The organism is Methanolobus sediminis (assembly GCF_031312595.1).
Taxonomy (GTDB): Archaea; Halobacteriota; Methanosarcinia; order Methanosarcinales; family Methanosarcinaceae; genus Methanolobus; species Methanolobus sediminis.
The window spans coordinates 1,529,363-1,543,631 of record NZ_CP133592.1 but is presented as its reverse complement, the minus strand read 5'-3'; the positions used below and the strand labels follow the sequence as shown (position 1 = coordinate 1,543,631).

Sequence of the window (14,269 nt, the reverse complement as noted above, 5' to 3'; positions counted from 1 at the left end):
TCCATAATTCCATATTATTGGAATTTAGTCCTCAATTTTTCGTAAAACTCCTGTTCTTTACCACCGGTTTTCTTTGAAAGTCTCTCTACTATCAATTCAGGAGTGCTTTTTGCAACATAATTATACCGTGGAGTCCTGTCAACTACAAGATTCAATTCTGAATCCAGACCACTGGCTTCAATTCCATCAACCCGGATGTTGCATACGGTATTTTCCATTATCTGCTCGGACAGATGTGATACGAATATCGACATTGTACTGTCATTTTCCATTAGAACCTCAAGTATCCCAGCCATTATTTTTGCTGATGCACCGGGTTCGGTGATCGACTCAAGTTCATCAGCCAGAACAAACTTAGCAGATTCATCTGCCACCACTGAGAACTCAGTAAGTGTTGTTTCAAAAGCACCTGCATCCAGTGTACCTTTTGATTTGGCAAAGTAGTACATAGACTCTGTAAGAGAGATTTCCATCTTTTCTGCAGGAACCGGGAAACCCATATGTGAAAGAATTATGCTTTGTGCAAGCAATTCCAGCAGGGAGGTCTTTCCTCCTGAATTTACTCCGCTTAAAAGTACAACACGGCTATCATCATTTACCGGTGCAAAGGAATTTCCACCTATAGAATAATCCACCGGAATTACATCTCCATGCCTTGAAAGAAGGAAAAGATTCCTTCCACCCTTAAACCCGATACCTGCACCATCTATTATAGCGGGCATTGAAAGACCGTATGTTCTTGAAAAGAGTCCAATAGCAAAACCTACATCGAAATCAAGGACTGACTTTACCATTTCCCTGGAAAGTTCCCTGTAAGCAGACAATACACGGGAAACTTCGCGTTTATGGTTGAACTTCCTTTTCTGTGCCTTTTTGTCAAGGTGCTGTCTGAGGTTATTAAGGCTTTCAACATCAGCCTCTATTGGATGCATTATTTCCTCCGGGAAAAGAGAATCCACAAGTAATCGTTCTTTTTTCTCCAGGTGAAGTTCATTGCATATCCTTTCAACAGCATTCTTTACAACTGAACTATAATTCTTATGCAGCTTCTTGCCCAGTATCTCTTTCAGTTCCATGGAACCGTTCATGACCTTGAGCATATCCTGACCACTCAATGTCATCTGACTATTCTCAAGGGATGAGTTCAGTTCCTTATTTACAGAGCTGACTGTTTCAGTAACAACTGAGTTGAGACTGGAAATTGCATCGGATATCCTGTCAAGTTCAGCATCCATTCCATGAACAATGTCACCATCCTCATCTATGAGAGCAAGAGTTGATGACAACATTTCAATAGCATCATCATCCATTTTCTCAAAAAAACTCACTCCTTTTGACCGCAGCAACCTCGCTAAATTAACAGAGGACTCGAGGGACCTGAGATTACGGGAAAAAAGGAATATCTCTTTTTCCGGTATGATCTTATAATCATCCAAGTCATCGAGATCAGATACAAATTCAGGTTCTATATCCTCGGGAAAATCAAACGCGAGGAATTTATCACCTACTGCGATCACCTGGGAAAAACCTCTGGAAATATCTATTAACTCTGAAAGAGACTTTGCAAAATGAACGTCAACTATACCTGAAAAACGCTTTCTTGCAGACTCATAACATTCCTGGTCTGATGTGATGATCACACGATCCCGTATTTTGGGACATTGGTGCCTGAAGTTAAGCTGGGAGACAGTTGACAGAAGATCTGCAACGTTATCATCGCCTTCCAGCAGGCTGGCTGTATGCATATAATATGAAACAGAGTCCCTCACCTGCATGATCTTTTCTGATTTTGCGGAAGGGTAAGGGAAGAACACATGTAACTTTTCCCTGGAATAACGTGTATGAGCAAATTCACGTACAAGGTCAAGCAATTTCTCATAGACATCCATTGCCTCCCTTGTCCTAAGAAAATCATCTACTGTTACACCTTCTACCCTGGATGCGACATCCTGTATCAATGATATGGCATAACGTTGTCCTATTCCTTCAACTTCCGAAATGCTGGCAATATCTCCAGCCAGTATCGCATCGAGTGCCTGAACCTCGCTACCAAAATGTTCCACGAAACGTTTTGACATCTTATCCCCTATACCGGGAATGTCCTGTAATGTCCTTACTTCTGCCAGCATTAGAATCATACCTCCGACCCGGATGCAAAATTGTCAAGAGTACAATTTGCGATTCCCCTTTCAACTTTATACCTGTCCCTTTCAGACATTTTGCTCATTGAAGCTGATGCTTTTGGTTGTAATTGTTTTGCATGAGCCTTGTTTCTCCTCTTGGGGATTGCCTGTGAATCATAATACATATCCCACAGGTCATCTATCTCATCTGTTGCTGATGAGAATTCCAGACTTCCGGCAAGAGAAGAAGGAACACAGATATAATGTTCTAATCCCACATGGCTCCCATTTCCTATCCATGCAACATCTTCCTGTATAACTGAAACCGGAAGATCAGGATTCTTTCTGGCAAGCCAGCGACAGAACATATCCCCTATATGATGAGGAGAATCCACTTTTACAGAAAGCACACCATTTACAGAATATGGTCGTGCAAACATGCACAGACGATGATATGAACGGCTCACGTCCCGCATGTAATTATAATATTTCTTTCCGGTTCTTGTCTTGCCGGAATATAGCAATTCGGCATTTCCTTCACATGAATCCAGAAACTGAACCAGCTCAATTGGACTTGAACTATGATGCCTCAGAACCAGCGATATGTAACCTTCAACATCAGGATCACGCTGGAACATCCTTGGTCTTTGTGAGCCGAAAATGTGGCGTACCAACTTTGAAGTATCAACTGTAGCCCTGAATCCCAGCATTTTTACATCAGTTATACCTGCAAACTCCATTTTCTGTTTCAGTGATTCCCTGTCCTTCGCACTGATGAGTTCACAATCTTTATTTTCCATAAGTTCTGCACATGCAAGCAGAACACCTTCCACATTTTCCCTGAATGCTACTATCATGCTCCCACACCTGTAAAAGAGAAAAGGTTCGTCTGTCTTTTTCCATTGAGCTCAATAAAAGGCCTTGCGCGGCTCATAACCACACCCATACGTGAAAGTTCCTTTTCAGAACTTATTGGCCTTGACTGAATGATCCTGTTTGCACCCACCGGCCCGATTCCCGGCACTTTGAGCAGGTCTTCCCTGCTTGCAGTATTCACATTTATAGGGAACGTATCAGGGTTACAGGATGCAAGAAGCATCTTTGGATCCATATCAAGAAGGAAACCATTGTCATCAAGAACAGAATCCAGGTCATATGCAGTCATGCCATAATCCTTCAGCAGATAAGATGTCTGGTATAGCCTTATCTCTCTCCACATTGGAGAAGGATCATTATTTTCAAGAGGAGTGAAGGGAACCGGATCAAAGCTCATGAAATATGGTCTTCTTAACTCATACCTGTTCATAAAGTTCTCAACGGTCCCGATAATTTCCCTGTCTGACTCCTGAACTGCACCCACCACGAATTGAGTGTCGTTGGCACCGATAATGCGTCCTCTAAAACCTTCTTCTTTTCTTTTTTTGTTAATGAGATCACGGGTCCATTGCAACCGCTGAAGCACATCGTTCTTGTAATCAAAATTAGGGCAGATCTCCGAGTAATTTATCGTACTTGTGGTCTCTGCATTTACTCCGAACTTATTTGCACATTCAGCTATCTCCTCCAGCAAATACTTAGGTGTTCCTGGCATCACACGAATGTGTATATAGCCTGTAAATCCCTGTCCTCTCAGAAGCCTTGCTACCTCCAGTTGCTTCTCAGCGGTCCTTTCAGCATCACCCATTACCCCGGATGACAGGAACAAACCTTCAATTGCATTTCTGCGATAGAATGACCACGTGATCTTTGTGATCTCTTCCGGACTTAACGATGCCTTCACAGAATCCCTGCCGCACCTGTTCGGACAATACGTGCACTCACCGGAGCAGGTATTAGTCATCAGCGTTTTGTAGAGCTGTATGCAGCGACCATCGGGTCCGAAAGCATGACAGACAGCGCTCTGGTTGCAACTATCATACTTCGTGCCTTCGGATAATACTCTCATCCTTTCCATAAGCGTCATATGGTGCTCATTAGCAGGACTTCTGCGGGTCATCAGTGAAAGATATGACAGCTATGAATATAAGCAACCTGTAAGCGGAGTGAAAGTATTCTAGAAACAAGAAAATGAGAAAAAAGACGAGAGAGAAGAACGATCTAACGTTCTTCATGGATGACTATTCATCCTGAACATTTACTTTAACTTTCAAAATGCTGATAGGTTCCAGTTTCTTCCACATAACAGTGGAATTCTTGTCAAATACGAATTCATTGACATTCTTATCGGAGAAAACACCATCCACTTCATAGACAAAGAAACCTTCCTCGCCATTGGTGGAAACAATATTATCCTGTCCGTGAACATCTTTCACTTCGACAACTGCTGCCTTCTTAAGTGCTTCCAGCAATGTGGCACCTTTTTTAACTTCAACTGTTCTGGAAGGTGCGAAGATGTCAAGTGCATGGAAAATATTCTTATTGTTAAGCTGCAGGACATGGGTCTTTCCATAAACCTTACGCTGTATAAGCTCAGCGTCCTCCAGTATGTTTGCGTGTTTTGCAGCAACCGGCACAGAGATACTGAGTTCCCTTGCAAGTTCTGATATGTGCATTTCACCCTCAGTCAGCCTTTGAAGCATCCTGAGCCGGGTTTCACTTCCAAGAGCGCTAAACAGTTTCAGACGGTCAGTGTGCTCTGGATTCTCGGAGTCATTGTTATCGATAGTGCTCATAATTAGAAGTAATTCGTGAGTGCCATATATAGTTTTCTACAAAAACAGCTCATAAAACAGTCCATATTTTGAAAAAATAAAAAGACTAAACTAAAAATATCAATAATAAAAAGAAACGTAATAAAAAATATAACTTATTTGCGTAATGCTCCTCTCTGTATATACAGTTTCTCATCCAGAGAGCGCAAGTCAGTTGCAACAAACTCATGCGTCAAGTAATCAGGTGACACCATATCAACTATCTGTGAACAATTTTCGCTTGAAAAAGGCATATGTTGATCCATCTGGTCCAGTATTCCCATTACGGACATCAGACGCTCATGAAAAGACAAATCTCCAAAACCTTCCGGAATTTCCAGGTCCATCGAGTTTCGCATGAACTCTCCTGACAGGCTGCAATGGAAATGCATGCCTTCAATTCTTTTAATGAAGTCTTCCGGATGCCTGGAAAGCACATCAAGTACCACATTGATAGAGCAGTTCTCATCCTCACACTTCATAGTGGCATTCATCAGGTGACCCGTATCAAGAACAAAAGCCCAGTTATCAAAATCAAGTAGTGAAGCAAAGTATTCAACATTCATAGGATCAAGGAATGTAAGTCCCGGCCACCAGAGATTCTCAAAGAACAGACGCACCGGAGGCTCACCATTCGGATAAACAGAAACAGCTTCATTCAAAAAATCTGCTGTTGTTTCAAGTACATCGTAGTCCGTACAATCAAAGCAGCGTGTATATACCTGTTCCATTTCTGCATAGGATACATGAAAAACCGCATACTCTGCCTCCAGAGTATGAGCGTTCTCAAGAGCCTTACTGAAAGTCCCGATAACCTCACCCCGGCTTCCACCGCCGAAAACATATATCCTTTCAAATTCCTCCATATCCTGTGTGAATACAGACGGATCGACCCATGCCCTGTGCCTTCCCATCCAGTAAGGCAGATGAACCCCTACAACCAGATCCTTTGGTACATCATCAGGTAGAGGAGAAGAGTCAACAAAAAGTTCCAGACCATCAAGATCATGTCGTACAAGGAAATTTCGAATCTTTCCCCAGTCCGAATCAAACAGTTTCATATCCGGCTCATACAATGAGAAGTTTACCGTCTCTTTCATAACTCAACCACCTACTCCTGCGGCACCTGAGAACACAACCCTTTAGATTCGCAGTTTTTTGCCATCCAGGCGGTAACGCGTACCCAGTTGTCTATGATACAGTCTTTTTCATCCGCAAGTTCATCAAATGGTACGGAATCATCTATTCCAAGAATTCCTGGAAGAGTCTTCATCAGAGAAACAGCAACTCTCCTTCCGGCTGTTTCAGGAATAAGTCCCCATGAGATCTCATCAACAATATGTAATATCGTCCCGGTTGCCCCTACCAATACGGGGTTCTTGGACATCTCTCTTAGAACTTTCAGGAAAGCTGCTTTTCGGTTTGCACCATTCAGTCCTGAGGCAACCTTCCAGTAATCTGCTTCGGATATTTCAAAACGCTCAAGCCTCACAAGCATATCCCGCTGTGAAAGAACAGTAAGATCAGATTGCAGCTCAAGTGCCTTGTGAGTGCACTCAATAACGGCTTTACCGATAAGTTCTCCCAGTTTGGAATGCTGCCCCGCATCAGTCAATTTTAAAGAACTTGCCCCATCACAGACAACTGCGACCATATCAGTTCCTGAACCAGTAGCAATTCCTTTCGAATAGCGGCTTGGAGCCATAAGTTGCTGTAAAGCAGCAGCTTTTGCCTCACTTGCGGTTATAATTGCTCTTGCCATGGCATATTCCGGAAGATCAGCTCCAATGATAAGGATCATATTTATAGTACCCTGGATGAACTGGTGAGAACCGTCCTCCTGATAATACGATGCGGGGTCACCGACACGTCCCCCATTTACTTCAATGCCGGCAGTCATGACAGCAGTCACTTCGACCCCGCGGAAAGACTTTGTTACAATAGCAACGTTGTCCATGTTGGCAGCTGTCAGAAGCCCTGAAGAAGTATCCGGATCGACTCCAAGTCTTTCCGCAATAATACGAAGATAAGCAGGAACACTACCACCTTCCAGTTCCTTTGGTGCATGTTTGCCTTTTGGGATCATGTGATTAAAAACTGCCCTGACATCTTCACGATATCCTCCGTTTAGCCAGGAGGTTGTAAGTGTTTTGTGTCCTTGTGGCAAGCTAACAAGAATAGAATCGCTGAATCGGTAAACTTTCTCCTTGCCCGTGGTCTCAAAAAGAAGGACACTTTCCCTTTCTGTACCGCTTTCAGCCTTTGAAGGATCGGCATCCATATCTGCCCCGTTTGTGGTTCTGGAAGTCATGGAATATTCTCCAGGATATTGTAGAATTAACAATAAATGAAACCTATGATACGCAGCAGATCAAGATTGAGAGCGCTGCTACCAGCATATGTGAATACATATGATCTGCCCTGCGACTAAATCCGGTTACACGGAGGATCTGGTTGCACAGGACATTAATGAATATATCACTGAGTGTTTTAAATATCTTTTCAAATACAATGGAGCATGAAAATTCATGCCCCAACTTCCTCGTTCTCATGCGAAGCAGTTGTCCTGCTACCGGATCCAGACTTCAGAAGCCTTGAAACATACAACCTTGCCCATCCAAAGATGAACAATGAACCCAATATATTTCCTGTTACCATTCCCCACCATACTCCGACAAGTCCCAGATTCAGGTTAAAGGCAAAGATCACAGCAAACAGTGGAACGAATATCAGAGCACGCAGTATGGAAGCAAAGAGCGCATTCATTCCCTTACCAACACCCTGGAAGAGAGAGGAAGAAAGCAAACCAAGAGAGACAGTAGGATAGAATATGCAAATAATCCTCAGGAATACGGTAAGGTCATTTGTGATATGTGATGCACTTTCTGACAGAGTGAATACCCATGCGATCTGAGGTGCCAGGACAAAAGTGAAGAAAGCTATCACTGTTTCCACTATAAAACCTACTTTCATGGCGTATATGTGTGTGAAAGACACCTTGTCATAGGAACCTTCACCATATGAGAAACCTGCAAGCGTTACAACTGCCGTGGCAATTCCTATTAGCGGAGCGATGGCAATAGTAACAACACGCCACCCTACAGTATAAACTGCAACACCATCAGTATTGCTCACAGCAATTATGATGACATTCATTATAAGCATCATAAAAGCCATTGATGTCTGCTGCACTGATGCCGGTATACCAACACGGAAAATATCCCTGAGAATTCCTTTTTCAAAATGGAAATCTTTGAAATCAAATGTGATATATGTGTCTTTTCTGAAGAACAGCCAGTTCACCATCATAACTGCAGTAACTGCCATTGAGAGAACTGTTGCCCAGGCTGCACCGGAAACACCTAAGTTCAGCTTATAGATGAATATCGGGTCAAGGACTATATTCAACACAGAACCGAATATCATGGCGTTCATAGCTCTTTTGGTGTCACCCTCACTACGCAGTATAGCATTTGCAACGTTAGTGAAAAAGAGAAGAATACTTCCACCGAAGATGATCTTACCATAGACACTTGCCATTGCAGTTGTTTCCCCTGCACCTATAAGAACGAATATTGGTTCAGCAAAAGTATACAGAGGTATCGTGAACAGAGCTGAAAGTATCAGCATTAGTATCATTGTATGAACTGCAACGTTATCAGCCCCTGTTTTATCCCTTGAGCCAAGCCTGCGGGATATAGCAGAACCTGCACCCACACCAAGACCAGTGGACAATGCAATAATCATAAAGAAGAACGGGAATACGAAACCTACAGCTGCAAGGGCATTAGCTCCAAGCCCTGAAACCCAGAATGTATCCACCAGGTTGTAAAGTGTCTGAACAGACATTCCAAGCATCATTGGCAATGCCAGTTTGAACATTGCTTTTTTAGGGTCGCCCAGTATGGCCTTCATGCCGGATGTAGTTTTTCCAAGCCCTGCTTTTGGCTCAGAATTATCGTCAAAATTATTATCAGTCATTTGAAGCCTTCCTCATTTCGTTTTCCGAAGCAATGTTCATTGCCGCCTTTTCCACAAGTGAGATGAACATAGCCTTTTCCTCATCGTTGAAACCCCGAAGCAGTACATCATTGAGATTAGCACCTATTTCCATCAGTATAGGAGCCATTTTCTGACCTTCCCCTGTAAGATAGACACAATAGGCACGCTTGTCTTTGGGGTCGCGTTTCCGGATCACATAACCCTGATCCTCAAGCTTGTTCAGCGAACGGGTGATCGTTGCCCTGTCGTATCTCAACATATTTGCAAGAGATTCCTGACTGACACCGTCATGGTGAAGCAAGCGCATGAAAAACGGGAACTGACCGCTTCCCAGACCGTATGCATCCAGTTCATTTGAAAGATAGATATTGATAGACCTGAAAAGGTGCGAGATGTCACGGCCGATGCATTCGTTTTTCCCTATACATTTGCAGGAATTGTCATCAAGAACAGCGGATTTAGGATCAGGATTCATTAAGGTCACCATAATGTTGTAATTGCAATTATTGCACATGCAATTGTTGCATATGCAACTACCCTATAAAAGCGTATGCTATATGAAAAAAGGAAGAAAGATCAATCAACAAAAAGTTCAACGCCCATAAGCTCGAGGAAAATCTCTTCCAGTGACGGGACTATAGTACGCATTTCAACAATGTCCCCGCCTTTGGAAGCAACCCATTTTGTAGTCTGGTTAACTACATCAATGTCGTTTGTGATAACAACATAGCTTTCATCAACTTCTTTGATCACTTCAGAGATATTGTAGTCCGTAATGTCGTCAACCTTAAACTCAAGCCGATACTGGATCTTACCATACTCTTTCCTGATCTCCTCGGCTGTGCCAAGTGTTACAAGCCTTCCGCCTTTTAAGATCAGTATCCTGTCACAGAGACTTTCCACCTGATACAGGTTATGGGCAGTGAAGATGATAGTCTTGCCGGATTGCTTCAGAGAACGAACATAATCAGTAATATACCTGGAGGTCATTGGATCAAGACCCGAGGCAGGTTCATCATAAATAAGAACATCAGGATCATTAATCAGTGAGCGTGCAATAGCGACTTTACGCTTCATACCTTTAGAAAGATCACCTATCTTCTTGCCGTCAGGATTGAGCGCAAGATCAAAAAGAAGCTCACGTATCCTTTTCTTTGCCTGGTCTTTAGGAACACAATATAACTCAGCAAAGTACATCAGATAATCATCCACTTCCATGCCCTCATAAAGAGGAGATTCTTCTGGAAGAAAACCGAGGAATGACTTTATTTCAACAGCATTGGTGGCTATATCCAGACCTTTCATGTGGATAGAACCGGCTGTTGGCCTGATCAGACTGCTGAGCATTTTCAGAGTAGTGGTCTTACCTGCACCGTTTGGCCCCACAATTCCGAAGATCTGACCTTTTTCCACTGAGAATGAAAGATTATCAACGGCTACAAAATCGCCATATTCCTTGCGAAGTCCTTTTACTTCAATTATGCCAGGTTCCACACATAGACTATGAACCTTACTATATATAAATTAAATTATAAAATAAAAAAGAGCATAGTTGAATTACAACTATGCCAGTAAGACCTTAGATCTTGTACATGTGCACATCCACCTGCGGGAATGGGATCTCGATATCCTGTGCACCGAATTCTGCATGAATTGCTATTGTAAGGTCGTTCTTTACGCCCCAGAAGTCTGAAGTGTTAACCCATGCACGAAGCTGTAGATTCACAGAGGAATCTGCCAGTTCGGTGGTTATAACTGCAGGTGCCGGATCTGACAGTACGCGGGAATCCCTTTTGATAACATCCAGTGCGACCTTAACAGCTCTTGGAATATCAGTAGAGTAACTTACACCAACATCAACAGCCACTCTTCTGGTTGGCATACGTGTCACATTGATTATCGGACTGCCCCACACAAGTTTATTTGGAATTGTGATGAACTGGTTATCAGGTGTGAGAAGTTCTGTTGCCATGATACCCACTGCATGCACATTACCTGACATTCCATTGACGGTTACAAATTCTCCTTTGTCAAGTGGCCTGAGGGATGCTATCCACACACCTGCAGCCAGGTTGTTCAGAGAATCCTGCAAACCGAATCCGAGGACCAGACCTATCACTGCAGAAAGTCCGACTACAACTGAACTTATGTCAACTCCAAGTGCACTGACAACTGCCAGAAGCACGCCCACATATAATAGAGCACGCAGGAAACGCACAAGGAATTCAATAACCAACGCAGGAAGTTTTGTCTTTTTCAATCCGTTGCGGAACATACCGGAAAGTATTCCCGCAATAATAATTCCGGCAACAAGAACCACTAAAGCAAATAAAATATTTGCCACAGTGATATCTGTGTAAGGAATCGCCTGAGATAAAATATCTGCCATCTATAAAACTCCATTAAATAATTAAGACTTGTTGAAATATATCATTAAATAGTGGGGGTTTCAGTACATATAACTCTTTTTAATTTATATACACAGTATATTTATGAAACAAATATTAATATAATAGATTACTAATAAAATAACTATGCCAGGCTGGTTAACTATCGCAAAATGGGAGCTAATGCGATCAAAACTCAAATTTGATGCACGCTCAATAATCATGCTCATGATGGCACTCATACTTGTGGTAGCATCATCCTACGCTGCATCACAAACCGGGATGAGCATGAACCAGAAGATATACCTTGTAGCTTTTTCCCAGCCAGACGTGCAACCAATTATTGAAACGGACCAGCGATTTGACTACATGCTTGTGGATAGGTATGAGGCCACCGTATACTATGAATACGGAGCTGACATGGCCATTATCGGCAACAATGTCTACCTGGCCGACACCAGAAAAGCGGCCTCTGCAGGTGACGCACTTGAAAATACATTCAAAGAGTACAGAGAGATCGTACTCAGCTCATATAATGACATTAACAATACTCACCCGGTGTGGGTTACCGTCCATGACCTGGAAAGACCCCAGGACTTCCAGCTTGCAGGAGCCACGGATACACTGGATGAACTCAGCAGAGGTTACAACAGGACAGCCGTACTGGAGAGCGTTCCAGGAGGAAGTGAAGCTGCAAGTGGTGATGGCAGTGTGAGGACCGGTTCATCAACAATTTCTCCCGAAGACATCGAGGCACTTGATGCCATGCAAGGAAAGACATTCTTTGAGAGGCAGACCATTGCAACACCATCGAACTTCAACCCACCTGTTCCTTTTACAGCAATACTTTACGCATTCCTGTTCATATTCCCGATATATTTCGTATCACAATTCTACTCCACCAGCCTGATGGATGAGCGTACCAACCGCAAAGGAGAGCTTGTGTTAATAGCACCGCTTAAAAGCAGGGACATTGTTATTGGCAAGACTGTACCATACCTTGTAATAACAATGGCAATCCAGGCAGCCATAACCCTGTACATACTCAAGATACCATCTACACTTGCTGATGTGGAGAGAATTGTCCTGATACTGGCTGCAATAATGCCGGTAATACTACTCTTCTTTGCACTTTCGTTTTACAGCGCAATCCTCTCAAGGAGTTTCAAGGAACTTACATTTGCAAGCGTTTTCCTTTCAGTCGTGATATCAGGATACCTGTTCTTCCCGGCAATGTTTGCAAACATCCATGCAATAAGTTCCATTTCCCCGATCACCCTGATAGTGAGGCTCATTGAAGGAGAATCAGTGCCCATGAACACATACCTGTTCTCCACATTACCATTCTATCTTGTAGCAGGAGCAGTTTATGCATTCGGAACCTCCATCTTCAGGGAAGAGGACCTGTTCACTCAGAAATCAATAGGTTCAAAGATAATAGACTGCTTTGAAATGTTCCTTTCATACCGCTACGGGTCTGTCTTTTTCCTCAGTATCATCTTCATCCCTGTAGTTTATATGACACAGCTCATGCTCATTGTCATGCTTTTCAACCTGCCGGTTCCTTATTCGATTATTGCAATGATCATATTGTCAGCACTGGCTGAAGAGATAGTCAAATCCATAGGAATCTATACACTTTTCAAGAGAAAGATAAGCGAGATTACATTCAAAAATGCCATACGCCTGTCAATATTGTCCGGTGCAGGATTCTTTGTTGGAGAAAAAGCCGTTGCTGTACTTACACTTGCACCTATTGCAAGTTCAGCTTTCGGGACAGTGATGACAATGGGTGCATTACTGCTTATACCGCTGCTTCTGCATATAACAACCATAATAATCAGTTCACTGGTAATGTACTGGAAGGGACCTGGTGCCTATAAATATGCAGTAGTGGCTGCAACAATTTTCCACACCATATATAACATGACAATTCTCAGGGGGCTGCTATTCTGAGAAAGACGGGAAACTCGTGCAGGAAAATGAAAACTGTGGCGAAGAAAGAATTCAAAGACCTCCTTACAGAGAAAACTTTCATACTTGCAATTATAATCCAGCTTTTCATAGCATCATTCTCAACCTTCCTTGTCATTGGCCTGACATCTTTCTATGACCCAACAGCGCTTGGAAATGTCGACTTTGATGGAGTTAACATCGGAGTTGTTGGAACTCAGGATGATGAACTCTACAACATACTGATAGAAAACAATGTGCAGACTTACCTGTACGATGACTTTATTCCGGCCTACGGAGACTTCTTTGACCGGAAAATTGATGCTATCATAGTAACTCCCCTTGGAACAGCCGAAGGCACGGACCTGCTCAACGTTGACATCTACCTGCCAAAATCAGAAATCAAAGCAACGGTCATATCTCTACAGCTGAAGGAATCACTGGAAGAATACGAACAGAGTGCCAGGGATGTCAGGGCACAGAGACTTCCGGGATATTCACCCATAGAATTCAATATCATTAAAAGAGGAGTGCATGCTTCATCAACATTCTTTGAATTCGTTTATGTGGCACTGCTGCCACTACTGGTATTCACACCTGCCTTCATTTCCGGCGGCCTTATAATTGATTTCATAACTGAAGAGTATGAACGCAAAACAATGGACTTGCTTCTTGCATCTCCCGCATCTTTGCTTGAGATCATAAGCGGTAAAGCCATACTTGCGATCCTTGTCGTACCGCTGCAATCATTTGTGTGGATTCTGCTCCTGTCCATGAACCGGATATCTATAAGCCATTCACTTCAGATTTTGCTGATAGTCACACTGATAGCATCCGTGCTTGTATTCTCAAGTACCATAATTGCAGTGTTCTTCAAAGACAGGGGTGTAGCACAGCTACTGTACTCACTTGTATTGATATTCCTGTTCATGTCATCGTACCTCTTCACAAATTCCCCACTTAACCTTGTAACACGGCTTTCCATTGATAGTATCACTGCAATAGAAAGCTGGACATGGACCGGTATTTACCTGTTACTGGCACTGTTCCTATACCTGGCAACAATGCTGGTTATCAAAAAAGACCCACATAACATTTAAAAATACACGGATGA

Annotated in this window: 12 protein-coding genes; 2 read left to right on the top strand and 10 right to left on the bottom strand. The window is 42.9% G+C overall.

Going from position 1 to position 14,269, the window contains the following annotated elements; translation table 11 throughout:
* Positions 1–14: 14 nt before the first annotated feature.
* From RE474_RS07390 to RE474_RS07345, 10 genes are all read right to left on the bottom strand, one after another.
* Positions 15–2,129 (bottom strand): helix-hairpin-helix domain-containing protein, encoded by a 2,115-nt coding sequence (locus RE474_RS07390; RefSeq protein WP_309309746.1) that lies wholly within the window; start codon positions 2,127–2,129, stop codon positions 15–17.
* Between the two features lie 5 nt (positions 2,130–2,134).
* On the bottom strand, positions 2,135–2,980 hold the full coding sequence (locus RE474_RS07385; protein ID WP_309309745.1) for a DUF4130 domain-containing protein: 846 nt from the start codon (positions 2,978–2,980) through the stop codon (positions 2,135–2,137).
* Positions 2,977–4,119 (bottom strand): helix-hairpin-helix domain-containing protein, encoded by a 1,143-nt coding sequence (locus RE474_RS07380; RefSeq protein WP_309309744.1) that lies wholly within the window; start codon positions 4,117–4,119, stop codon positions 2,977–2,979. The genes RE474_RS07385 and RE474_RS07380 overlap by 4 nt, the downstream gene beginning before the upstream one ends.
* Positions 4,120–4,240: 121 nt before the next feature.
* Positions 4,241–4,795: an ArsR family transcriptional regulator gene (locus RE474_RS07375; RefSeq protein WP_309309743.1), complete on the bottom strand. Its 555-nt coding sequence runs from the start codon at positions 4,793–4,795 to the stop codon at positions 4,241–4,243.
* 134 nt (positions 4,796–4,929) lie between these two features.
* Positions 4,930–5,913, bottom strand: coding sequence for an apurinic/apyrimidinic endonuclease family protein (locus RE474_RS07370; RefSeq protein ID WP_309309742.1), 984 nt, complete (start codon positions 5,911–5,913; stop codon positions 4,930–4,932).
* A gap of 11 nt (positions 5,914–5,924) precedes the next feature.
* On the bottom strand, positions 5,925–7,124 hold the full coding sequence (locus RE474_RS07365; protein ID WP_309309741.1) for an adenosylcobinamide amidohydrolase: 1,200 nt from the start codon (positions 7,122–7,124) through the stop codon (positions 5,925–5,927).
* A gap of 215 nt (positions 7,125–7,339) precedes the next feature.
* The gene (locus RE474_RS07360) at positions 7,340–8,794 is read right to left on the bottom strand and encodes an MATE family efflux transporter (RefSeq protein ID WP_309309740.1); all 1,455 of its coding nucleotides are present in this window, start codon (positions 8,792–8,794) and stop codon (positions 7,340–7,342) included.
* Complete coding sequence (locus RE474_RS07355) at positions 8,787–9,290, bottom strand: MarR family winged helix-turn-helix transcriptional regulator (protein ID WP_309309739.1); 504 nt, start codon at positions 9,288–9,290, stop codon at positions 8,787–8,789. Before RE474_RS07355 ends, RE474_RS07360 begins: the two co-directional genes overlap by 8 nt.
* 101 nt (positions 9,291–9,391) lie before the next feature.
* The gene (locus RE474_RS07350) at positions 9,392–10,309 is read right to left on the bottom strand and encodes an ABC transporter ATP-binding protein (RefSeq protein ID WP_309309738.1); all 918 of its coding nucleotides are present in this window, start codon (positions 10,307–10,309) and stop codon (positions 9,392–9,394) included.
* Between the two features lie 85 nt (positions 10,310–10,394).
* The gene (locus RE474_RS07345) at positions 10,395–11,204 is read right to left on the bottom strand and encodes a mechanosensitive ion channel family protein (protein ID WP_309309737.1); all 810 of its coding nucleotides are present in this window, start codon (positions 11,202–11,204) and stop codon (positions 10,395–10,397) included.
* A gap of 145 nt (positions 11,205–11,349) precedes the next feature.
* Between RE474_RS07345 and RE474_RS07340 the strand changes: the two genes are divergently transcribed.
* Positions 11,350–13,158: an ABC transporter permease gene (locus RE474_RS07340; RefSeq protein WP_309309736.1), complete on the top strand. Its 1,809-nt coding sequence runs from the start codon at positions 11,350–11,352 to the stop codon at positions 13,156–13,158.
* A gap of 26 nt (positions 13,159–13,184) precedes the next feature.
* Positions 13,185–14,255 (top strand): ABC transporter permease, encoded by a 1,071-nt coding sequence (locus tag RE474_RS07335; protein ID WP_309309735.1) that lies wholly within the window; start codon positions 13,185–13,187, stop codon positions 14,253–14,255.
* Positions 14,256–14,269: the final 14 nt, after the last annotated feature.